The sequence below is a fragment of the Paraburkholderia sp. SIMBA_054 genome, from assembly GCF_046534875.1.
In the GTDB taxonomy this organism is placed as follows: Bacteria; Pseudomonadota; Gammaproteobacteria; order Burkholderiales; family Burkholderiaceae; genus Paraburkholderia; species Paraburkholderia hospita.
Genome location: NZ_JAWRXV010000004.1, coordinates 199,625 through 219,384 on the forward strand (window position 1 = coordinate 199,625; position 19,760 = coordinate 219,384).

20 protein-coding genes are annotated in these 19,760 nt (G+C 61.1%); 3 read left to right on the forward strand and 17 right to left on the reverse strand.

Annotation, left to right across the window (positions count from 1 at the left end; all coding sequences use genetic code 11):
* Nucleotides 1-32: 32 nt before the first annotated feature.
* The 6 genes from SB822_RS06910 to SB822_RS06935 form a co-directional block, all read right to left on the reverse strand.
* Complete coding sequence (locus SB822_RS06910) at nt 33-1,274, reverse strand: cytochrome P450 (RefSeq protein WP_410854379.1); 1,242 nt, start codon at nt 1,272-1,274, stop codon at nt 33-35.
* 36 nt (nt 1,275-1,310) lie between these two features.
* Nucleotides 1,311-2,528: a porin gene (locus tag SB822_RS06915; protein WP_410854380.1), complete on the reverse strand. Its 1,218-nt coding sequence runs from the start codon at nt 2,526-2,528 to the stop codon at nt 1,311-1,313.
* A 138-nt stretch (nt 2,529-2,666) separates the two neighbouring features.
* On the reverse strand, nt 2,667-3,137 hold the full coding sequence (locus SB822_RS06920; RefSeq protein ID WP_035539629.1) for an acyl dehydratase: 471 nt from the start codon (nt 3,135-3,137) through the stop codon (nt 2,667-2,669).
* Nucleotides 3,138-3,188: 51 nt separating this feature from the next.
* Nucleotides 3,189-4,337, reverse strand: coding sequence for a CaiB/BaiF CoA transferase family protein (locus SB822_RS06925; protein WP_410854381.1), 1,149 nt, complete (start codon nt 4,335-4,337; stop codon nt 3,189-3,191).
* Nucleotides 4,334-5,341 (reverse strand): ketopantoate reductase family protein, encoded by a 1,008-nt coding sequence (locus SB822_RS06930; RefSeq protein WP_007735739.1) that lies wholly within the window; start codon nt 5,339-5,341, stop codon nt 4,334-4,336. Before SB822_RS06930 ends, SB822_RS06925 begins: the two co-directional genes overlap by 4 nt.
* A gap of 179 nt (nt 5,342-5,520) precedes the next feature.
* Entirely contained in the window at nt 5,521-6,456 is a 936-nt protein-coding gene (locus SB822_RS06935; protein WP_007735737.1) for an AraC family transcriptional regulator, read from the reverse strand.
* Between the two features lie 149 nt (nt 6,457-6,605).
* Here SB822_RS06935 and SB822_RS06940 point away from each other — a divergent pair, with 149 nt between their 5' ends.
* The 3 genes from SB822_RS06940 to SB822_RS06950 all read left to right on the forward strand — a co-directional run bounded on the left by SB822_RS06940 (nt 6,606) and on the right by SB822_RS06950 (nt 8,647).
* The gene (locus tag SB822_RS06940; RefSeq protein ID WP_007581108.1) at nt 6,606-7,403 is read left to right on the forward strand and encodes an SDR family NAD(P)-dependent oxidoreductase; all 798 of its coding nucleotides are present in this window, start codon (nt 6,606-6,608) and stop codon (nt 7,401-7,403) included.
* Nucleotides 7,404-7,488: 85 nt separating this feature from the next.
* A complete protein-coding gene (locus tag SB822_RS06945) occupies nt 7,489-7,617 on the forward strand; it encodes a hypothetical protein (protein WP_256211407.1) in 129 nt (42 codons plus the stop codon).
* Between the two features lie 70 nt (nt 7,618-7,687).
* On the forward strand, nt 7,688-8,647 hold the full coding sequence (locus tag SB822_RS06950; RefSeq protein WP_007581110.1) for a LysR substrate-binding domain-containing protein: 960 nt from the start codon (nt 7,688-7,690) through the stop codon (nt 8,645-8,647).
* Between the two features lie 10 nt (nt 8,648-8,657).
* On the opposite strand, the gene SB822_RS06955 is transcribed toward SB822_RS06950, so the two are convergent.
* From SB822_RS06955 to SB822_RS07005, 11 genes are all read right to left on the reverse strand, one after another.
* Nucleotides 8,658-9,827, reverse strand: coding sequence for a CaiB/BaiF CoA transferase family protein (locus tag SB822_RS06955; RefSeq protein ID WP_410854382.1), 1,170 nt, complete (start codon nt 9,825-9,827; stop codon nt 8,658-8,660).
* Nucleotides 9,828-9,851: 24 nt separating this feature from the next.
* Nucleotides 9,852-11,099: an NAD(P)/FAD-dependent oxidoreductase gene (locus tag SB822_RS06960; protein WP_410854383.1), complete on the reverse strand. Its 1,248-nt coding sequence runs from the start codon at nt 11,097-11,099 to the stop codon at nt 9,852-9,854.
* Nucleotides 11,096-11,347 (reverse strand): ferredoxin, encoded by a 252-nt coding sequence (locus SB822_RS06965; protein WP_007735731.1) that lies wholly within the window; start codon nt 11,345-11,347, stop codon nt 11,096-11,098. The genes SB822_RS06960 and SB822_RS06965 overlap by 4 nt, the downstream gene beginning before the upstream one ends.
* A 43-nt stretch (nt 11,348-11,390) precedes the next feature.
* The gene (locus tag SB822_RS06970; RefSeq protein ID WP_007735730.1) at nt 11,391-12,602 is read right to left on the reverse strand and encodes a cytochrome P450; all 1,212 of its coding nucleotides are present in this window, start codon (nt 12,600-12,602) and stop codon (nt 11,391-11,393) included.
* Between the two features lie 51 nt (nt 12,603-12,653).
* The gene (locus SB822_RS06975) at nt 12,654-13,349 is read right to left on the reverse strand and encodes an SDR family NAD(P)-dependent oxidoreductase (protein WP_007581115.1); all 696 of its coding nucleotides are present in this window, start codon (nt 13,347-13,349) and stop codon (nt 12,654-12,656) included.
* Nucleotides 13,350-13,516: 167 nt separating this feature from the next.
* The gene (locus SB822_RS06980) at nt 13,517-15,172 is read right to left on the reverse strand and encodes an AMP-binding protein (RefSeq protein WP_410854384.1); all 1,656 of its coding nucleotides are present in this window, start codon (nt 15,170-15,172) and stop codon (nt 13,517-13,519) included.
* A 42-nt stretch (nt 15,173-15,214) separates the two neighbouring features.
* The gene (locus SB822_RS06985; protein ID WP_410854385.1) at nt 15,215-16,087 is read right to left on the reverse strand and encodes an acyl-CoA thioesterase; all 873 of its coding nucleotides are present in this window, start codon (nt 16,085-16,087) and stop codon (nt 15,215-15,217) included.
* Between the two features lie 11 nt (nt 16,088-16,098).
* Complete coding sequence (locus tag SB822_RS06990; RefSeq protein ID WP_410854386.1) at nt 16,099-16,410, reverse strand: 2Fe-2S iron-sulfur cluster-binding protein; 312 nt, start codon at nt 16,408-16,410, stop codon at nt 16,099-16,101.
* A gap of 31 nt (nt 16,411-16,441) precedes the next feature.
* A complete protein-coding gene (locus SB822_RS06995) occupies nt 16,442-17,695 on the reverse strand; it encodes an NAD(P)/FAD-dependent oxidoreductase (protein ID WP_410854387.1) in 1,254 nt (417 codons plus the stop codon).
* Between the two features lie 6 nt (nt 17,696-17,701).
* A complete protein-coding gene (locus tag SB822_RS07000) occupies nt 17,702-18,865 on the reverse strand; it encodes a CaiB/BaiF CoA transferase family protein (protein ID WP_007735721.1) in 1,164 nt (387 codons plus the stop codon).
* Nucleotides 18,862-19,728, reverse strand: a complete 867-nt coding sequence (locus tag SB822_RS07005) for an enoyl-CoA hydratase-related protein (RefSeq protein WP_410854388.1) — start codon at nt 19,726-19,728, stop codon at nt 18,862-18,864. Before SB822_RS07005 ends, SB822_RS07000 begins: the two co-directional genes overlap by 4 nt.
* Between the last annotated feature and the right edge of the window lie 32 nt (nt 19,729-19,760).

The window sequence follows — 19,760 nt, forward strand, 5'->3', positions numbered from 1 at the left end:
TCATCACCTCGCACATTTGCGATTCCCGACGCTTACCAACTGACAGGCAACGCCTTCAGCCCATAAACGAATGATTTGTCCTTGTAGTGGAGCGTGTCCGCAGGTACGGCCAACCGGAGGTTCGGGAAACGTTTAAAGATCGTCTCGAACACCACCTGGAGTTCAAGACGCGCAAGCGGCTGTCCGAGACACTGGTGGATGCCGAACGAAAACGCGACGTGCGACTGGTCTTTCGTATCGCGACGGATATCGAAGCGCTCCGGTTCCGGGAATGCGGCGGGATCGTGATTCGCAGCGTGCAGGAGCGCAAGCACGCCCTCGCCTTTGCGGATCAGTTGTCCGCCGATCATGACGTCTTCTGTCGCGACCCGATTCGAGTTCATGTGCGTGATCGAGTGAAATCGCAGCATCTCCTCGACGGCACCCTTGACGAGTGAGCCGTCTGCCATCAGCGCATCGCGTTGTTCGGGATGCTGGAACAAACTCAACAAACCCAGGCCAATCTGATTTGCGGTCGTCTCGTGCCCCGCCAGATAAAGCAAGGTCGCCATCTGAACAGCATCGGCGTGCGACACCTTCCCCGGATTGATCCATTCGATCGCCATCCGGCTCAACAGATCACTGCCGTCGCCCGGATTGCGTTCTTTTTCGAGCAGCAGCGCGTCGATGTACTGACTCATGCTTTTCGCCGACTGCGTCAGCGCTTCTGGCGCAATCGACAGGTCCATCCGGTCGCCGCTCCACTTCTGGAGCTTGTCGTGGTCCTCGTAGGGCACGCCGAGCATGATTGAGATGACGAGAGACGGAAGCGGCAGCGCGACCCCCGATATGAAATCGGCGGGCGCACCCTTGCTTTCCATTTCGTCGAGGAGACGATCGAGCGACTTCTGAACCAGCGGCCTGAGTTCCTGCATGCGTTTGGCCATGAATTCCTTCGTCAGCGTGCGCCGATACTGGCCGTGCTCGGGCGGGTCCATGGTGATAAAGGTCTGGTACGACTTCGACTGCGCGGCGCGCGACGGCGAAATAAACGGGAACCCGGGCGTCAGCGGCGACGCACTGAAGTGCGGACTGGTCATGACTTCCCTGAAATGCTCCATGTCGGTGACGAGCCAGGCAAGGCTTCCGTCCCACAGCTCGACCTGAACAACGGGTGCCTTTTCGCGAAGCCTCGCATACTGAGGCGGAGGAATAAGCGGCGCGGCGCTATCTCGTGGCCAGGGAAAGCTCTCCGTGGCAAACGGGCATTTGAGGGTTGTCTCAGACATATTCATTTTTTCCTCGCAATAAGGCCTTCGGGTCTGTCTTTCCTAGAAGCGATGCCGCATGCCGATACGCAATACGACCTGATGTGCCGTATTGGACGGCGTAATCGTCAGATAGGACGCCACAGCCGGCTGACCCGTCGAATCCGTACCGGAAGCAATCTGGTAGTTCGCCATGAAGTACACGTCTGTCCGTTTGGAAAAGAAGTAATCGACCGATGCATTGAACATGTGATATTTGGCACTGTCCTTGCCGTCGATTGCACCGCCGACGAGATAGTCGTAGGAACCGTTCAGCCACAGGAAAGGCGAGACCGCGTAGCGGGCAAAAACGTTGTAGCTGTTGAATGTTGCAGTGCCCGTATAGCCGCGCGGGTTGGTGAGCGCAAGATTGCCGGACGAAGGCGAATTCAGATCACCAAAGGTGATGTGCGAATAGTCGGCGCCCAGCACCAGGTTCTGAATCGCGTACTGGAAAGCGGCACCCATGACCTGGTAGTACGCCGCGGAAGCGAATGCGCCATACACAGGGTTAGTCTGAACGCCGTTGATCGAGCCAAGATTATTGGCCGTGGTCGAGCTGTTCGGATTGTTCCCGAAGAACGAGCGATTCGGATCCCGGGCACGCAAATAGGCAACAGCCGCCGTAAATGGGCCGTTTGCATACGAAGCGCCAGCGGAATAGACGCTATTCGTGCCGAACGAACCCGCTACACCTCCAAAGCTATACAGCCCGCCAAACTTGAATCCCCCATACGTGTTGCTGGTGAACTTGACAGCGTTGTTGACCCGGTACGAATTGCCAAAATTGTTGATGTCGTTACCGTGCAAGGCGTAGGTTCCGTTGCCGACCGCCCCCGTAATCGGCCCGATGAAATCGACCCCCGAATCATACTGGCGGCCAAGGGTGATCGTGCCATAAGGAGACGAAAGCCCGACGTACGCCTGGCGCCCAAACAGGTTACCTCCTTGCCCAAGCGCACCTGTGCCGATATCGAAGCCATTTTCCAGCAGGAAGATAGCCTGATAGCCGCCACCGAGATCTTCGGTGCCGCGGAAGCCCAGTCGATTACCCTGCATGATGCTGCTGCTCATTGCGTACTGATGGCTGCCCGTCCGTCCGCCTGACGCGGCCGTTTGCGCATCGTTGACGAAATTCAAGCCGTAGTCGATCACGCCGTAAATCAGCACGTTGCTCTGAGCTGAAGCCTTTAACGACACCAACAAAACAGCAGCGACTGACGCCCGTCTCCAATACCTCATCTCCGTCTCCTAGTTTCGTATGATTTATAATATGATTTGTATTACTACTTATGCGGCACTAGAGCGAACCCAGAATTTAGGCGACACCCAGTTTTATCCGGGCACATGAGTCGCGCCGCCCAACGTGCGAAAACTACTTCATTCGCTCCTGCACAATGAAAGCTGCGGCATGGGCGTCCTTGAGCGCGTACGGAACTGGTACAGCACATCGGCGCGCAAAACCGGTTTGGCCAAGGCATCGCACTCCATCACACAAGCCAGTGTCAGTTGCCAGTGATCATCTACGGGTCGAACTGCCTTCACTGCCGCGCCGAGGCGCAGACCCGTGTTCGCCGACACAGGCAGGAGAAAGTGCAACTGCTCGACACCACAAAGCGTGAAGTCCAGCGTGTCTTCAATCACGTAGATCTCCTGCAGCATCGGAATCACCAAGGCAAGCAGGACGGCACATGGCACCTGTCGCTCACGCGATCCCGGCGTCTGCATCCGCAAGCAGTCGACGGATAGCGATTCGAAACTGGCAAGCATCGCTTGATCGACCTCCACCCAGTCGCTGTGACCGAGATTGAAGCCAACGCAGGCGCGGATGCCCTCGATTCCGCTTAACATTATTGGCACGTGGATCTCCGTGTTCGGGTCGCGCCATCGCGCGTCAGTGCGTTATGACTCGAAGAGTTCGGTGTTGCCTTCGCCGAGCACAGGGGCAGCTCGGCGCGGCTTCAGCAGATGTCCGTTGAAACGCGCAGGGTAGCGGATTGCCCGCACGACGCCTGTCGGTGTTTCAAGCTGCGAGAACAGTTCGTTATGACGCACCTGTGCGTCTTCCAGATGAGCAGTGGGCTCATTCACGGGTCCCGCCGGTACGTCGAGTTCACGAAAGCGCGCGAGCCATTCCGCCGTCGTCTTCCCTTTGAGCGGCGCCGCAATCCGTTCGAAAAACGCGTGCGTCATTTCGCGCTTGTCAGTGAGCTTTTTCAGCTCTTCTTTCCATTCGGGGTGCCCGACGGCTTCAAGTGTGCGACTCAACTGCTTGCCGGAAACGGGAGACACGACAAGGTACCCGTCGCTCGTCTTCAGCACGGGTTGCGGCGCCAGCGTCACGTCAGAATCGTCACCGATGAAGGTGCGGTTATGGAACATGTCCGGGAAGTTGTAGTAGGACAGGATATCCAGCATCGACGTTTCGAGATGAATCGCCTTTTTTGCGCGATCCCGCGCGATCAGTCCCGAGAGCGCCATCTGCGCGGCAAAGATCGCAGCGACCTTGTCAGCAAGAAACGTATTCGTCGCGCGCGGCGTGCCGCCCGCAGCTTCATAGCTGAGCAGGCCCGTGCGGCCTTGAATCAACGCGTCAAATGCAGGCTCCGTGGCAAGTTCTCCATCGGGTCCATATCCCGTGATCGAAAGCTGGACGATCCGTGGATTCAGCGCGCTCACCGCCTCGAAGCTCAAACCCAGCGATGCCGACACATGGGGACGCCAGTTCTCGACGTAGACGTCGGCGTCACGCAACAGCACCTTGAATCTAGCCAGATCGTCAGCGGACTTGAGGTCGAGCGTGACGCTGCGCTTGCCGCGATTCGAGTTGGTCCAGACCGTGCCGACGCCGTCCCAGCTATGCCCGAAGTTGCGGTATGGATCGCCCGTCGGCGGTTCAACCTTGATGACGTCTGCGCCGAGGTCGGAGAGCATCTGCGCGCAAAACGGCCCCGAAATGTAGCTGCATGCTTCTATCACCTTTACACCGGCAAGCGGTCGTTCGAACGCGTCGTTGGCGTTCGACGGGGTCATTGTGGAAGCGGTTGTCATGCGTGTTGCTCCTGTGTCTGAATTGCGTTCGTCGCGCTAACGGCCCGTAGGTTCGCCATCGCGAGCACCATGTCGAGAGTGGGCGTGGCAACGCCTGCTAGATCGCGCACCGCGCCAATCGAACGGCTCAACGGTTCGAGTTCCAGCTCGCGGCCCGCTTCGAGGTCTTGCAACATGGACATCTTGTGATGCGGCGCGCTGAGCGTCATCGCAATTCGCTTGTCTGGCGTGGGTCCGATCCGCAGCCCGAGCTGCGCGGCGACCGTATCGGCTTCCGACATCATTGATTTGATGAGAGGCAATACGCCACCGGCTTCTGCCATCTCGCCGAGTGTTGCTTGCGTCAAGAGTGCGACCGGGTTAAAGCAGAGGCTGTTGACGAACTTGACCCAGATTGCGGAACGGATGTCTTCATTCACTTTCGCGGCGATTCCGCTCGCGCACAGCAATTCGCTCAATACGCGTACTCGTTCGGAATCGCTGCCGTCGAGTTCACCGATCGGGCAGCCCGCCTTCGCACCGTCCTGCACGATTACACCTGGCGCGCTGGCATGCGCGCCGATCCAGTAGACACAGCCCAGCACTTGCGCGGGCGGGATGGCACGCCACTGACTTCCGTCGCGGTCCAACGCGGGCAGTTGCGTGCCGTTAAAGCGTCCCGGCAATGCGTAGAAAAAGTAGTAAGGAATGCCCGTTGTCGGCGGGAGGATTGTGGTGTTCGGACCGATCAGCGGTGCGATCTGTGGGAGCGCATCGTCGACCTGATGCGCCTTGAGCGTGATGAACACGTAGTCCTGTGGACCCAGTTCGCGCGTATCCGACGTTGCGTGAACCGACACCGAGAATTCATCGCTTGCCGTCCTAACGCGAACACCGTGTGTCCGGATAGCGTCCAGCGTCTTGCCGCGCGCAACGACGCTCAACTCGCATTGCCCAGCACGCGCGAAATGAGCCGCGAGATAGCCGCCGATTGCTCCGCCTCCAAAAATGCAAACCCTCAGCATAATTCGCTCTCTCGCAAACTTATGAACTGCGCCTTGCACCACTTCACGCAGATGTGAAGTCAGACGCATACGATGAGCAAAAGATACGGGCCACCCGGGCAGGAGGGGAAATACTAAAAAACGATGATTCAAGCAGATCGGCGTATAGATCAGGATGTGATCTGCCGCACGCCCGCAGGCTATTGGCGCACAGCCTGCTCGCTTTTTCTGGCACGGCGGAACGCGGCGGGAGCAACCCCGACGGTGCGGCTGAATGCGGTGCTGAACGCGCTGTCCGAGTAGTAGCCGATGGACAGCGCGATATCGGTGATCGAGCGTTCGCTGTTGAGCAACGCATCTTTGGCAAGCGCAATGCGCCAGTTCGACAAATACGTGGCAGGCGCAACGCCGACACGCTCGGCAAAGCGCCGCGCAAATACAGCGCGCGACATGCTGACCTCTTTCGCAAGCAGATCGACGGTCCAGTGACGCGCCACGTCCGCGTGGATCTTCTGCAACGCCAGGTGGATGTGCGGATCAGCCATGCCGCTGAACCAGCCGGCCTCGCGCACGTCGATCTTGTTCAGCGGCCGGCGCCACACCTCGACCAGCATGATTTCGACGAGGCGGCTCATCACGAGGTCCCGCCCCGACAGGTTGCAACTGGACTCTTCGCCGATTAGTGCGATCAACCGCGAAAGCCTGCCTGCCTCTTCGTCTGAGGAACGGATATGCAGAAAGTCCGGCAACATGCCCGAGAAGAGCGCCGTGTGTTCAGGGCCAATCTCGAAGTACCCGCCAACCAGGCGCACCGTATCGCCGCCGAGGCCTTCGTCCCATCGCACGTATTCATCGCTGGCGACGCGCTCTTCCTTCGCGTGCAGCGTCTTCGTCGCTTCGAGGTCACTGACGAGACAGTAGCGGGCCGTTGCCCGTATCAACAGGTAATCCCCCTGATGCAGATACAGCGGCTGGCCATGACGCGGCACGTACCAGCATTGCCCCGTGACGACGAGAAAGTACACGGGTAAGTCGCGGCACGGCACGCTCAACCCCCAGCGCCCTTGCGCCTCGACCGTTCTCCAACTGATCGCCTGCGGTCGCATTAGTCGGATGATATCGGTCAGGATGTCCATGTTGAGACGATCGATAAAGTTTAAGAGACGGCCTCTTATAGATTAACTCATCGCTGTGCATTAACGTGTTTCTCACCGACCGGCGCGCACGCGCAGCGCAAATCAAGCCGGCGATCCCCCCGCGGGAAAAACAACACGGAGACAAAGCAATGAAACTCAAGGACAGAGTCGTCATCGTCACAGGCGCAGCACAAGGCATGGGCCGCGCGATCGCGCTCGAAGCCGCGCGCCAGGGCGCGGCGTGGGTCACGCTGGCTGACGTGCAGGAAGATCGCGGCGCGACGGCTGCCTATGAGGTCGAACAGGCGGGCGCGAAAAGCCGCTTCATCCGCACCGACCTCTCGAACACGGAAGCGATCCGCCACATGATCAACGAGACCGCGCGCCTCGCGGGTGGGATCGACGTGCTGGTCAACAACGCGGGGGTGACCGACGACGGCCTGACGGGTCGCGCGCCCACGATCGAAGACCTGCCCGAAGCAGTCTGGGACACGGTCATGAACGTCAATCTCAAGGCAATGTGGCTGGCGAGCAAGTTCGCCGCACCGTGGCTGCGGCGGTCCACAAGAAGCCCCGCTATCGTGAACGGTGCATCGGTGGCGAGTACTGTCGCTTATCCCGGCTTGCCAGCCTATGCGGCCAGCAAGGGTGGTGTGGTCATGCTGACGAAAGCGATAGCGCTCGATCTTGCCGACGCAGGCATCCGTTGCAACGCATACGCGCCGGGCGCAATCGACACACCGATGCTCAGCCGCAGCGTCGAGCATGCGCCTGATCGCGAGAAAGCCCGCTCGCGTCTGTGGGGCACGCATCTCCTCAAGCGCCTGGGGCATCCCGAGGAAGTGGCGAAGCTGGTGTGCTTTCTCGCTTCCGACGAAGCGTCGTTCTCGACGGGCAGCACGTTCAGCGTCGACGCCGGGACGCTCGCGTGGCGCGGTGTTCACTGAGTGCGTGAGCGGCAAGGCGATGCGAACCTCCAGCGGACATAAAGGACGCCCCAAGACGCGCGGCAAATCGCTCACGCGCCGCTGGATGAACGCACTCTGCCTCGCACTCTATATGACCGACCCGATTCGCCAGGGTATCGACGCCGAACTCGTCGCCGAGTACCTCCGTGAATCCGAATCGTACGCTCCGTGCAGTACAGGACGGATCACCTGACGAGCATCGAACTGCATCTGCCGGATCGATACAACCAGCAGTATGCGAACATCAGAGAAGGAACGCTGACATGAACATGCGCCAACTTCAATACTTCCTCGCCGTCGCGGCCGAGCTGAACTTCACGCGCGCCTCGGAGCGCGTGAACATCGCCCAGCCAGCATTGAGCGCGCAAATCATCGCACTGGAAGATGAACTGGGCACGCCGCTTTTCACACGCGAAAAGCGCAAGGTATTGCTGACGCCCGCAGGCGAAATTCTCGTCGAACATGCGCAGCGCGTGCTCAATACGGCCTCGGCGGCAATTGCCGCCGTACGAGCATCGGGACGCGGGGCGCGCGCCCATCTGATCGTTGGTTCGATCTATACCGCGATCTACTGTTTCCTGCCGAATACGCTGCGGCTCTTCAACACGCTCGCGCCAAACTCGGATGTGAGTCTGCAGGAAATGACCATTTCACAGCAGATTGCCGGGCTCAAGGAAGGTCTGATCGAAGTAGGCCTCGTGCGAGGACACATCTTCGATCACAACATCGTGACCGAGCTGCTGTATCGCGAGCTTCTCGTCGTTGCGGTGCCCGCGGGCAGCCAGTATGACGTGCCCGGTCCCGTCGATCTGCACGATCTCGCCACGTGGCCGCTGATCGCCGTCGCGCGTGGCACGGCTACCGAGCGCGGTTACGGCGACAAGATTCTCGACATTTTCGACGACGCGAACCTCAAGCCCAACGTTGCCAAAGAGGCGTACGACATGCATACGTCCGCGTGCCTCGTCGCAGCGGGCGTGGGCGTGGCCGTCGTCCCCGCAATCATGCAACTGATGCAGCCGCACGGTGTCGCGTATCGTCCGCTTGCCGTCGAGACGCCGGGTGTCTCGCTTTCTCTCGCATGGCACAAGGACCGCGTGCCGCCGTTGCTTGGCGCATGGCGCGAGGCCGCGCGTGCGAACGCAGCGCAACTGATCGCGCGGCATCCGCAGTACTTCATCGACACATCGGCGCCGCGTCTCGTTGAGGCAGTGGCTGCCTGAGGCATCACCGCTACGTCTCGGGCCCCTCGCGTAACCAGTCTTCGATCTCTTCACTATGTTCGCCGAGGTGAGGCGCTGCGCGCACCTCGGCAGAAGGCGAGCCGTGAAAGCGCACCGGTAGACGCATTTGCAGGTAGTCGCCTTCCGATGGGTGCGTCCTGCGCTCGAAGAAACCCACCGATGTCAAATGTGGATCCGCGAACACCGCATCGAGATCCTTGACTTCCGAGGCCGGAATATCCGACTCCGCAAAAAGCATGAGCCAATAACTCAGCGGTTTGTCCGCGACAATGCGTGCCATTTCCGCGGACATCCGGTCCAGCGCTCGAAATCGCTCCCGTGCCGAACACAGATTCTCCCGCTTCAGAAAATCCGCGTGGCCCGTCACTTCGAAGAATCGAACCCATCGTTCATCCGTATAAGGTGCGATAGAGATATAGCCATCGAGGCACTTCAGCGGCTGGCGCAGCGGATCGAGCTGGCGCGGATAGCCGGCGGGATCAGTAGGCGGAACGAACGCACGCCCATAGATATGTTCCTGCAGCAGGAAATGCGTGAAGCTCTCGAACATCGGCACTTCGACGGCTTGTCCCTGCCCCGTTCGCTCGCGATGCAACAACGCACCGAGCACGGCGTACGTCGCGTGCAGGCCGGCCACCTTGTCGGCCATCGCCATAGGGAGAAAGCGGGGACTCGGATTACCGTCTGTGCGCGGCAGAAGACTCGCCGCGCCCGAAGCGGCCTGAATGATGTCGTCATACGCCGGCTTGCCCGCATAGGGGCCGCCTTCGCCAAAGCCTGTGCAATGGACGTACACGAGACGAGGATTCAGAGAACATGCGGCCTCGTAGCCGAGGCCAAGCCGCTCGATCGCGTCACGGCGCAGGTTGTGTATGAAGACATCGCAACGGCGCAGCAGACGCAACAGCGACGCTTTTCCGCGCGGCGTCTTCAGGTCCCAAACGACAGACCGTTTGCCGCGATTGAGCGTGATGTGCGCCGGCCCCATGCCGCGTGTGTTCGCGGGCCGCCCGACTCGCCTGATCTCGTCGCCTGCAAGCGGCTCGATCTTGATGACGTCCGCGCCCATTTCGGCAAGCGTCGCGGAGCAATAGGGGCCGAAGATCACCGACGTCATGTCGAGAATGCGAACCCCTTCGAGAATGGACAATGCGGCCATGGCTATCTTTTCCTGCAACGAATATCAGACCGCTTCCTCGAGCGTGAGCAACAGCTTCAGATCGAATGACGGATCGGCGGCCTGCTCGCGGGACGGACTGATGCGCCGTTGCAGCAATCGCCGCGCAGCCATGTGGTCGGAAGGCCGGTTGCAGGATTCGACGCCCGTCAGCCGATGATGGCGGAAGCGGAACACCGAGAACGAACCCGACGCGGGGTCGCCGCGCATGACACTGCTGTCGAGCCTGCGCGCAACGCCCGCTATTTGCAGGCGCGCGCCGCCCTGATCGCTCCAGAAGATCGGCGTCTGGTCGTAGGGTGCCGTCTGCCCCAGAATGGATCGCGCTACGTGCCGCGCCTGATCGACGGCGTTCTGCACGGATTCGAGACGCAGCAGGTCGCCGCCGTCGAACGCGTACGGGAAGGCCGCGCAATCGCCGATTGCGGATATCGAAGGGTCCGACGTGCGCAAGCGCTCGTCGACGATGATTCCGTTGAACACGGACAGGCCGCATTCCGAAGCAAGTTCACTGTTGGGCACCACGCCTGCGGCTACGAGCACGAGATCTGCATCGAGTTTGGTGCCGTCCGAGAGCTTGACCGCGAGGACGCTCTTCTCGCCGCGCAGAATGCGCTCAACGTGCGCGTTGAAGTAAAAGCGTGTGCCCGCCGCTTCGTGATGCGCGGTATACGCCGCCGACATCTCGGCGGAGATCGCCCGTTTCATCACGCGATCCACAGACTCGACCACGCGCACGTCGCATCCACGCGCGGCCGCGATGCTGGCGACTTCCAGCCCGAGAAAGCCCGCGCCGATCACCACCACGCGCCGCGCCTGTTCGAGATGCGCTTTCAGCAACTGCGCATCGTTCACCGACCGCAGCGACACGATGCCATCGGTCGGTTGCGTCACAAACGGCAGTGACCGGTTGCGAGAGCCCGTCGCGAGCACCAGATGATCGTATGAGATCGCACGCCCCGACGTCAGCGACAAGCGCCGCCGGCGACGGTCGATCGACCCGACGCGCTCACCCGCGAGCCGCCCGATACGCGTATCGTCGAACCAGTGCATCTCTTCGAGGCAGAGCTCTTCCGCACCGACATCGCCCGTCAAAAAGCGCTTTGACAGCGGCGGCCGTTGATACGGCAAGCCAGCCTCTTCGCCGATCAGCCGGATCGTGCCTTCGTATCCCTCGTCGCGCAGGGACGCCGCGACCTGCAGCCCGGCCTGTCCCGCACCCACGATCACGATCGAATCGGGCCGCGCGTTCACTGCCCGTTCTCCTGTGCCGCTGCTTCGTCCGTCACTTTCTCGACCTTGATCGCTTTCGACGGACATTTACGTGCCGCGCCGAGCACCTTTTCATAAAGCGCCTCGTCTGGCTCCGTCTGCAACAACTTCACGACGCCGTCCTCGTCGCGCTGATCGAACACTTCAGCCGTCGACAGCACGCACAATCCCGCGCCGACGCAGACGTCCTGATCGACGGCGACCCGTAATTTGAAGTTTCCATTCGACATGCCTTACTCTCCTCATTCGCTACGATGAGCGCGCCTCGTTTAACTACCAGGTGACGGGCAAGGCTTCGAGACCTTGCACGAAATGGTCACCCTTGCCTTTGATGTCTTCAAGCGGCACGGCAAACTGCAAACCCGGCATGCGTTCAAACAGCGATGCGAACACGACCTGCAACTCGACGCGCGCAAGCGGCTGGCCCAGGCACTGGTGAATGCCGTAGCTGAATGCGACGTGATGATCGGCCTTGCGCGTAATGTCGAACCGTTCCGGCTGATCGAACGCTGTGGCGTCATGATTCGCGCCGGAAATCAGCGCGATCACGCCCTCGCCTTTTCTGATCATCTGACCCGCCACTTCGACGTCTTCCGTTGCGACGCGAAACGCGTTGTAGTGAACGATCGTGTGAAAGCGCAGCATTTCCTCGACCGCGCTGCGCAGCAACGTCGGGTTCTCGCGCAACAGCTGCAACTGGTCCGGATTGGTCAGGAAGCTGAACACGCCGAGCGCCATCTGGTTCGCCGTCGTTTCATGACCGGCCATCAACAGCAATTCGGCCATGATGACCAGCTCGCGGTGCGTCAAATGCCCTGGGCGCACCTGTTCGACAATCAGCCGGCTCAGCAGGTCGGTGCGATGCTCTGCGTCCTTCTCGCGCTCGGTAATCAGACGGTCGAGATAGGACAGGATGCGATCCGACGCCGCCTTTGGAATCGACGGATCCACATCGAGGAGCACCTTGAGGCGGCTTTGTTCCTGGAAGAAGCCGTGATCGCAGGCGGGCACGTCGAGCAGGCCCGCGATGACTTCCGACGTCAGCGGCAAGAAGAGGTCTTCGACCAGATTCGCGGGCGGTCCCTTTTCGAGCAATTCATCGACGAGGCGACTGAAGATCGACTCGATGCGCGGACGCATGTCGCTCACGCGCTTGATCATGAACTCTTTGGTCAGCATGCGGCGAAATTGGCCATGCTGCGGTGGATCCATGCGAATGAACGCTGGTTCCAGGTCCAGCACGGCATTGCGGGCAGCCGAAAGGCTCGGAAATCCGCTCACGTGCGGATCGCCGCTGAAGCGGTTGTCGCCCAGCACGGCGCGCACATCGTCATAACGCGTGAAGAGCCACGCATCCTTGCCATCCCACATCTGCACCTTGACGGGTCCGGGCTGCTGCTGGAAATCGCGGTATTCCCCAGGCGGGAGAAACGGACATTGCCGCTGCATCGGGAATGCCGGTTTGCTGAAAGGACATCCAGACATCGTGCCTCCCGTCACATCGATTGAATAGTTGAAATCATGTCGGGAAGCCGATCACAGACCACCGTTGACGTCGAGCGTCGCGCCCGTCACGTAGCGCGCATCGTCGCTGACGAGAAAGCCAATCGCCGAGGCGATTTCTTCAGGTTCCGCTGCGCGTTGCAAGCCTGAGCTTGCGATGAGCCTGTCGCGGATTTCCTTCGGCACCTTTTCGCCCATCGCCGTGTTGATCGTGCCCGGCGAGACCGCTGCGACGCGAATGCCGTGCGGCCCGAGCGGCTTGGCGAGGCTCTTCGTCAGATTGATGACGGCCGCCTTCGAGCCGCCGTAGTCCGTCACGCCGCTGCCTGCCGTGGCCACGATAGACGCGAGGTTCACGATCACGCCGCCGCCGCCCGCCTTCACGAGGCGTTTCGCCACTTCCTGACTGAGAAAGAACGGCGCACGCGCGTTGACGCCGTAGGTGAAGTCGTAGTCGGACGGCGAGATGTCGAAGAACGTCTTGCCGTGCCAGACGCCCGCGTTGTTGACGAGCACGCGAATCGTGCCGTGTTCCGCGTCGATTGCCTCGATGGCTGTCTGGATCTGCTCATAGTCCGTTACGTCGCACTTGCGGTAGGCGTAATCACCCTTGCCCGACTCGGCCACGTCGAGCCCGACGACCTTATAGCCGCGCTCACTCAGGTTCTTGCAAATAGCTTGTCCCGTCAGGCCGTTAGCGCCTGTGACAACTGCAACTTTGGTGGTCATGTGTCGCCTCTTCTCACGATATGGTCTGGAACTGCATCCGCTTCTTGCACGCTCTCTGTCGAGCGGCGTCAGGCTCAAGATTCGCCCGACAGACGATGCGGGTCCAATACTGTTTTGCGAGATCGTGAGACCGAATTCCTATCGTTGCCGCGCCGGTATGACGCGGGTTAGCGGCTAATGACGATGCCCGCCCTTTCCCTGTCCCAGCAATCGGCCGTAACCCCTTCAGTGCGCAACCGATACTTCTCGACGCGTTCGCTCGGCGTCTTCGGCAAGCAGTCGCGAAAAGCAACGTAACGCGGAATTGCGAAGTAGGCGAGACGCGGCTCACACCAGAGGATCAGTTCGACTTCTGTCAGTCGCCCGCCGCTCCTGAGCACGATCACGGCCTTGACGTCGTCTTCGCCGAGTTCCGACGGCACGCCCACCACGCACGATTCGAGCACGGCCGGATGCGCGTTGATCACAGCCTCGACTTCGAACGACGAAATGTTTTCACCGCGCCGGCGCAACGCCTGTTTCTTTCTGTCGACGTAGTGGAAATAGCCGTCGTCGTCCTGCTTCGCGAGGTCGCCCGTGTGAATCCACAGATTGCGGAAGAGGTCGAGCGTCGCGTCGGGATCCTTGTAGTAGCCTGTCGTGCCCAGATATGGACGTTGCGGTCGAACGACCAGTTCGCCCGTCTGACCGCAGCTGACTTCGTTATCGAGATCGTCGACGAGCCTCACGTCGTAGCCCGTGATCGCCTTTCCGCATGCGCCCGCACGACGGTCCTCGTACGGATTGACCAGACAGCTGCTGCACTCGGTCATGCCGTAGAGTTCGAGCAGACGCGTACTGAAGCGCTGTTCGAATGCATGCCACACATGCGGCGGAGCAGCCGCCCCGACCATCAGGCGTAGTGGATTGTCGGCATCGCGTGGTGAGGGTGTCTGCTTCATCAGGATCGACAGCATGCCGCCGATGAATTTCGCCGACGTGCAGTTCCAGCGCCGGCAATCGTCGAGCATGCGGCTCGCGGAAAAGCGTTCGACGAACACGGCCTGTGCACCGGCTAGCAGCGCAGGTCCTGTCGTGCCGTGGGCGCTGGTGTGGAAGAACGGCAAGCCGGTGTACAACACGTCTTCGTCCGTATAGCGCGCGTACTTCACCGCCTGCGCCCAGATTTCGTACCAGTAGTGATGGCTGATCAGCACGCCCTTCGAGCGCCCCGTCGTCCCCGATGTGTACGAGATCGTGGACAACTGCCGGAAGTCGACCGACACACCCGGCGATGTTTCCGCGCGCGACATCAGTTCATCGAAATGCAACGCCTCGCGTCCAGGCCAACCGGCAAGACGAGGCGACGTCCGTCCATCAACGACGATTGCGTGCCGCAGCTTCGGCAGCCGGTCCGCTATGGCGCCAAGCGGCTCCGCGTAGGCAGGCTCGGCGACCAGCGCGATGCAATCGGCGTGGTCGATCTGATACGCAAGGCCATCCCCCTTCAACGCGATGTTGATCGGCACGCACACCGCGCCGATCCTGTTCAGACCGAACCACGCGAACAGAAACTCGACCCGGTTCGACAACATCAGCGCAACCTTGTCGTCAGCCCCGATGCCAAGCGCGCGAAATCCGTTCGCAGCGCGATTCGACAGCGCGTTCAACTCTTCAAAGCTGACGGTCCGATCACGAAAGCGGAACACCTCGTGTCGCGGATGACGCCGTGCCTTGTCTTCGAGAATGCGCCCGATCACGCGATCCGTCTGCGCGTACTCGTGCATCGTCCATTCGGCCCATCTGCGTTCGGCCCGTTCGAACTTGTCGTCCCACTGCCCCATCGTCTCGCTCGCCCCGGCTAATCCATAGGTTGCGCGACGCCGTCACGCAAGACTTTCATCCTCACTGACCCGCATCAACCCTTCCTGCATCGCCGTGCCGACCAGCCGTCCGTCCTGATACAACGCGCCCGCACCCAGCCCGCGATTGTTCATCGCACATGCCCCCGTCATGTCGTAGTAGAACCAGCGGTCGGGTCTGACGGGCGCGTGGAACCACATGGCATGATCGAGACTCGCGGAGCGCGCGCGACGGTCCATCTGGCCATAGCCGCGCGGACGCATCGCCGTGGTCATCAGGTCGAGGTCGCTCGCATAGGCGAGGACGGCATGGCACAACAACGGATCGTCACCACATGGTTCGCGCAGCCTGCACCACAGCCCATTGACGGGCGGCCTCACGCCGGGATCGAGCCACGGTCGCCACATCTCGCTGCGCCGCTCGAAAAGCTGCATGATCAACGACACATGCGAGCGCCGTCTCTCCAGCAGGTGCGCTTCACGCGCGAAGAAATCCGCTTCCGCCTGCATCTGCTCCGGCGGAGGCACGACCGGCATCGGCGGCAGACGCTCGTGGTCGCCTTCGGGCGTCTGAAACGAGGCCGCGCCGATGAACACCGCCTGCCCGTCCTGTGTGACGAAAACATGGCGGGTGCTGAAGTTGCGGCCTTCCCGCACCGGATGCACGTCGAAGCGGATCTTCTTCGCCACGTCGCCAGGATGCACGAAATAGCCTTGCATCGAGTGCAGACGATGCGGCTCGCGCACCGTCTGCCCCATCGCCATGATCGACTGGGCGAGCAACTGTCCGCCGTAAATGCGGCGCACGCCATCAACGGGCGACCATCCTGCAAACACATGGCGGCGTTCCTCGCGCACCCGCAGCAGCGACAGCAGTTCGCTCACAGTGAGCGCCATGCACCCTCCCGTCAGCCGGGAATCGCTACGACGAGACCGTCCAGCTCCGGCGTGATCTCGATCTGGCAACTCAGGCGGCTGTTGCTGCGCGGCTCGCCGAGACCTTCCAGCATCTCCCGCTCGATATCGCACGCCCCTCCGACAGCACTTATCCATGCGTCGTCGACATAGACTTCGCAGGTCGCGCAACTGCACGCGCCGCCGCATTCGGCGACGATGCCCGCAATCATGTTGTCGACAGCACCCTGCATGACGGAACTGCCAAGCGGCACATCGACTTCCGTGATTTCGCCGCTCACTTGCATATATTTGACGACTGGCATTGCGCACCTCTCTCTGGCTGAAACAATCGGACTACTGCTGCGCCGTGTCGAACAGCGACTTCAACGAAAACTTCTCGTCGGACAACTGCATTGCATCGACCGCAATGCCTTCGGCGATCAAACGCTTGCTGAGCATGAATTCCTGCGCGCGGTTGATGCAATCCGCCGCCACGAGCTTGCCGCCCTTCAGATAGAACGCGGTGAAACTGCGACCCGTGTCGCGCTGACCGCGCACGATGACCTGGTCGTAGCCCACATTGAGGCCGGCGATCTGCAGCTTGATGTCGTATTGGTCGGACCAGAACCAGGGCAACGCGTGATACGGCTTGTCTTTGCCGCACAGCGCGGCGGCTGCGGCCTTCGCCTGCTCCATCGCATTGGGCACCGATTCGAGACGGATGCGGCCGTAGTAGGGCGACGGGTGCATCGTGCAATCGCCCGCTGCGACGATGTCCACATCCGTCGTCCTCGCGCATGCATCGACCACGATGCCGTTGTCGACAGTGAGACCGGCCTGCTCCGCAAGCTCGACGTTCGGCAGCACGCCCACGCCGACCACCACCAGACTGGCCGGCAACACTACTCCGTCGCGCAGCACGATGCGTTCGACACAACCGTCGCCCTCGAATCGCTCGACCGTGACACCCGTGCGGATATCGACGCCCTCTTCGCGATGCACACGCTCGAAAAAACCTGACACTTCTGGTGCGGTGACTCGCGCGAGCACGCGCGGCGCCATCTCGAGCACCGTCACGCGCATCCCAAGTCGTTTGAGCACGGCGGCCGTCTCGAGCCCGATATAGCCGCCGCCGACAATCGCCGCGTGTTCACCGGGTCTGACGTGCTGACGGATGCGATCGATGTCCGCGATGCCGCGCAAATAGTGGACATCGGGCAATTGCCCGCCAGCCAACGCGACCGTCCGCACGCGCGTGCCTGTACACAGTGCGAGCTTGTGGTACGGAAGCGCCGAACCATCCTGCAATGTCACGCATTTGCGGTCACGATCGATGGACGCGACACGCTCGCCGAGGCGAAACTCGATGTTGAACCGGCTATAGGCGTCCGCCGTACGGATCAGCAGATCGTTGCTGTTCTTTTCACCGAGCAGATACGCTTTCGACAGCGGCGGACGGTGATAGGGCAAGTGTGGCTCGTCGCCGATCACGACGATGCGCCCTTCCCAGCCCTCCTTCCGCAGACTCGGCGCCAGTTGCGCCGCTGCATGGCTCGCGCCGATGATGATGCAGGTCTGCTCCACGATGCCCTCCTTGCTGTCCGTCATGACGTCTCACGCGCCCATGGCAGGCCAGGCGCCGCCGCGCTGCCCGAGCACTTCGTCGTTGTGTTCGCCGAGCATGGGCGGCGAACGGTGTATCTGCGTCGGCGTGCCCGAGAAGTTCAGCGGATTGTTGATGATCTTGAAGTGACCGCCTTTGGGATGCGGCAAGGTCTTCAACAGGTTGTCCACGACGTGCGGATCGTTGAACACTTCGGGCCAGGTGCGCACCGCGCCGTAGATCGCGCCAGACGCCGACAGCGCCCGTTCCCACGTGTCGAGATCGCGGGTTGCGAAGATCGTCGCCAGTGTTTCGTTGACGAGATCCCGGTTCGCGAGCCGCGCGGCCTTCGTGGCGAAACGCGCGTCGGTCTTCAGTTGGGGGGCATCGAGCGCATCGCACAGCACATGCCAGAACTTGTCGTTGATCGTGATGATCATGATTTCGCGGCCATCGGAGGTCGCGTAAGTGTTGTTCGGCACGATGTCCCAGTGCTGGTTGCCCATGCGCGACGGCGTTTTCGATGTCAGGTCGAAATACACGTCGCGCGGCACCTGACTGAAAATGCTGGCGTCTAGCATCGACAGATCGACACGTTGACCTTCGCCCGTGCGTTCCCTTGCCTGCAACGCGGTGAGGATGCCGATCGCGGCCAGCAGGGCCGTCACGAGATCGGAAAACGGAAAGCCTGTCTTCAGCGGACCGGATTCTTCCGTGCCCGTGACCTGCATCACCCCGGAGATCGCCTGAATGATCATGTCGAGTGCGGGACGGTTCTTGTCCGGTCCCGTGCGGCCGAAGCCCGAAATCGAGCAGTACACGAGCCGTGGATTGATCTCCCGCAGTGCTTCATATCCAATGCCTACACGGTCGGTAAAACCCGGCCGGAAATTTTCGACCAACACATCGGCTTCGGCGGCCAGCGCGCGCGCAGCGGCCTGTCCCGCCTCCGTCTTCAGATCGAGCACGATCCCACGCTTGTTGCGATTCACGCCCAGGAAGAACGCACCATCGCCGTTGAGCGTGGTCTCGCCGGAGCGTCGAAACGGATCGCCCTCGGGTTGTTCGACCTTGATCACATCGGCGCCGCAGTCGCCGAGCATCATCGTCGCGAACGGCCCCGTCATCATCTGCGTGAAGTCAAGCACTTTCAGGCCCTGCAGCGCCGCTTTCATGCCTTTTCCTTTGCCGTGTAGAACGCTTCGCGCTCGTGATTCGACGCACGCACGCCCTTGTCGCGGCGCTGCTTCATGAAGTTGTATTCATCGGACTCGTAGCGCACGTTCGTGGCAAGTGCGTGTAGCACGTGACCATAAGAGAACTGGCTGGCGATGCCGAGCGAATCCATCGCGAGATTGGTCGCCGCCTTGCCGACCACGATGCCATCACGCGGCAGACGCACGATGCGTTCGGCCCATTCCTCACCCGCATCTTCGAGGGCCGCCAGCGGCACGACCTTGTTGATCAGACCGTTGGCCAGACAGGTCTGCGCATCCCACACGTCGGCCATCAGCAGCAGTTCGCGCGCCTTGCGCGGCCCCAGCGCCATGATTTCCCACGCCGCAAAATAAGCCGCGCCGGACAGCCCGAGCTTCTGTTCCGGGTGACCCATCTTCGCCGTATCGGCCGCAATCACGAGATCCGAGCCTTCCGCGAGATACAGGCCGGCGCCGAGGCAATAACCCTTCACCAGCGTCAAGGTAGGCTTCAGAAAACGGAAAATGCGCTCGAAGCGTTCGATATAGCGCTTGTCGTGCAGCAGCCGCGCGCGTTGACTCGGTTTGCGCGGACGGCCTTTGTCGTCGTAGGTGGTCTCCCCGTACTCGGTGCCGACTTCGGCGAGATCGTGCCCCGTGCTGAAGTCATCTCCCGCGCTGCGTAACACGACAACGCGGACGTCGTCGTCGGCTTCGGCGCGGTCATAACCATCCATCAGCTGATCGAGCATGGCGCCCGTCATCGCGTTCTTCTTTTCCGGGCGATTGATCGTGATGTAGGCCCGGCCGTCCTTTGCGACGTAATCGATGCTGCCTGTCATACGTTTCTCCTCCGCACCCGTGCGAGTGGGCG

Bases quoted from the DNA above. Each gene is read 5' to 3' on its own strand.
- SB822_RS06910 (WP_410854379.1), bottom strand. From the start codon at position 1,274: ATGAATATGTCTGAGACAACCCTCAAATGCCCGTTTGCCACGGAGAGC.
- SB822_RS06915 (WP_410854380.1), bottom strand. From the start codon at position 2,528: ATGAGGTATTGGAGACGGGCGTCAGTCGCTGCTGTTTTGTTGGTGTCG.
- SB822_RS06920 (WP_035539629.1), bottom strand. From the start codon at position 3,137: ATGTTAAGCGGAATCGAGGGCATCCGCGCCTGCGTTGGCTTCAATCTC.
- SB822_RS06925 (WP_410854381.1), bottom strand. From the start codon at position 4,337: ATGACAACCGCTTCCACAATGACCCCGTCGAACGCCAACGACGCGTTC.
- SB822_RS06930 (WP_007735739.1), bottom strand. From the start codon at position 5,341: ATGCTGAGGGTTTGCATTTTTGGAGGCGGAGCAATCGGCGGCTATCTC.
- SB822_RS06935 (WP_007735737.1), bottom strand. From the start codon at position 6,456: ATGGACATCCTGACCGATATCATCCGACTAATGCGACCGCAGGCGATC.
- SB822_RS06940 (WP_007581108.1), top strand. From the start codon at position 6,606: ATGAAACTCAAGGACAGAGTCGTCATCGTCACAGGCGCAGCACAAGGC.
- SB822_RS06945 (WP_256211407.1), top strand. From the start codon at position 7,489: ATGAACGCACTCTGCCTCGCACTCTATATGACCGACCCGATTCGCCAG.
- SB822_RS06950 (WP_007581110.1), top strand. From the start codon at position 7,688: ATGAACATGCGCCAACTTCAATACTTCCTCGCCGTCGCGGCCGAGCTG.
- SB822_RS06955 (WP_410854382.1), bottom strand. From the start codon at position 9,827: ATGGCCGCATTGTCCATTCTCGAAGGGGTTCGCATTCTCGACATGACG.
- SB822_RS06965 (WP_007735731.1), bottom strand. From the start codon at position 11,347: ATGTCGAATGGAAACTTCAAATTACGGGTCGCCGTCGATCAGGACGTC.
- SB822_RS06970 (WP_007735730.1), bottom strand. From the start codon at position 12,602: ATGTCTGGATGTCCTTTCAGCAAACCGGCATTCCCGATGCAGCGGCAA.
- SB822_RS06975 (WP_007581115.1), bottom strand. From the start codon at position 13,349: ATGACCACCAAAGTTGCAGTTGTCACAGGCGCTAACGGCCTGACGGGA.
- SB822_RS06980 (WP_410854384.1), bottom strand. From the start codon at position 15,172: ATGGGGCAGTGGGACGACAAGTTCGAACGGGCCGAACGCAGATGGGCC.
- SB822_RS06985 (WP_410854385.1), bottom strand. From the start codon at position 16,087: ATGGCGCTCACTGTGAGCGAACTGCTGTCGCTGCTGCGGGTGCGCGAG.
- SB822_RS06990 (WP_410854386.1), bottom strand. From the start codon at position 16,410: ATGCCAGTCGTCAAATATATGCAAGTGAGCGGCGAAATCACGGAAGTC.
- SB822_RS06995 (WP_410854387.1), bottom strand. From the start codon at position 17,695: ATGACGGACAGCAAGGAGGGCATCGTGGAGCAGACCTGCATCATCATC.
- SB822_RS07000 (WP_007735721.1), bottom strand. From the start codon at position 18,865: ATGAAAGCGGCGCTGCAGGGCCTGAAAGTGCTTGACTTCACGCAGATG.
- SB822_RS07005 (WP_410854388.1), bottom strand. From the start codon at position 19,728: ATGACAGGCAGCATCGATTACGTCGCAAAGGACGGCCGGGCCTACATC.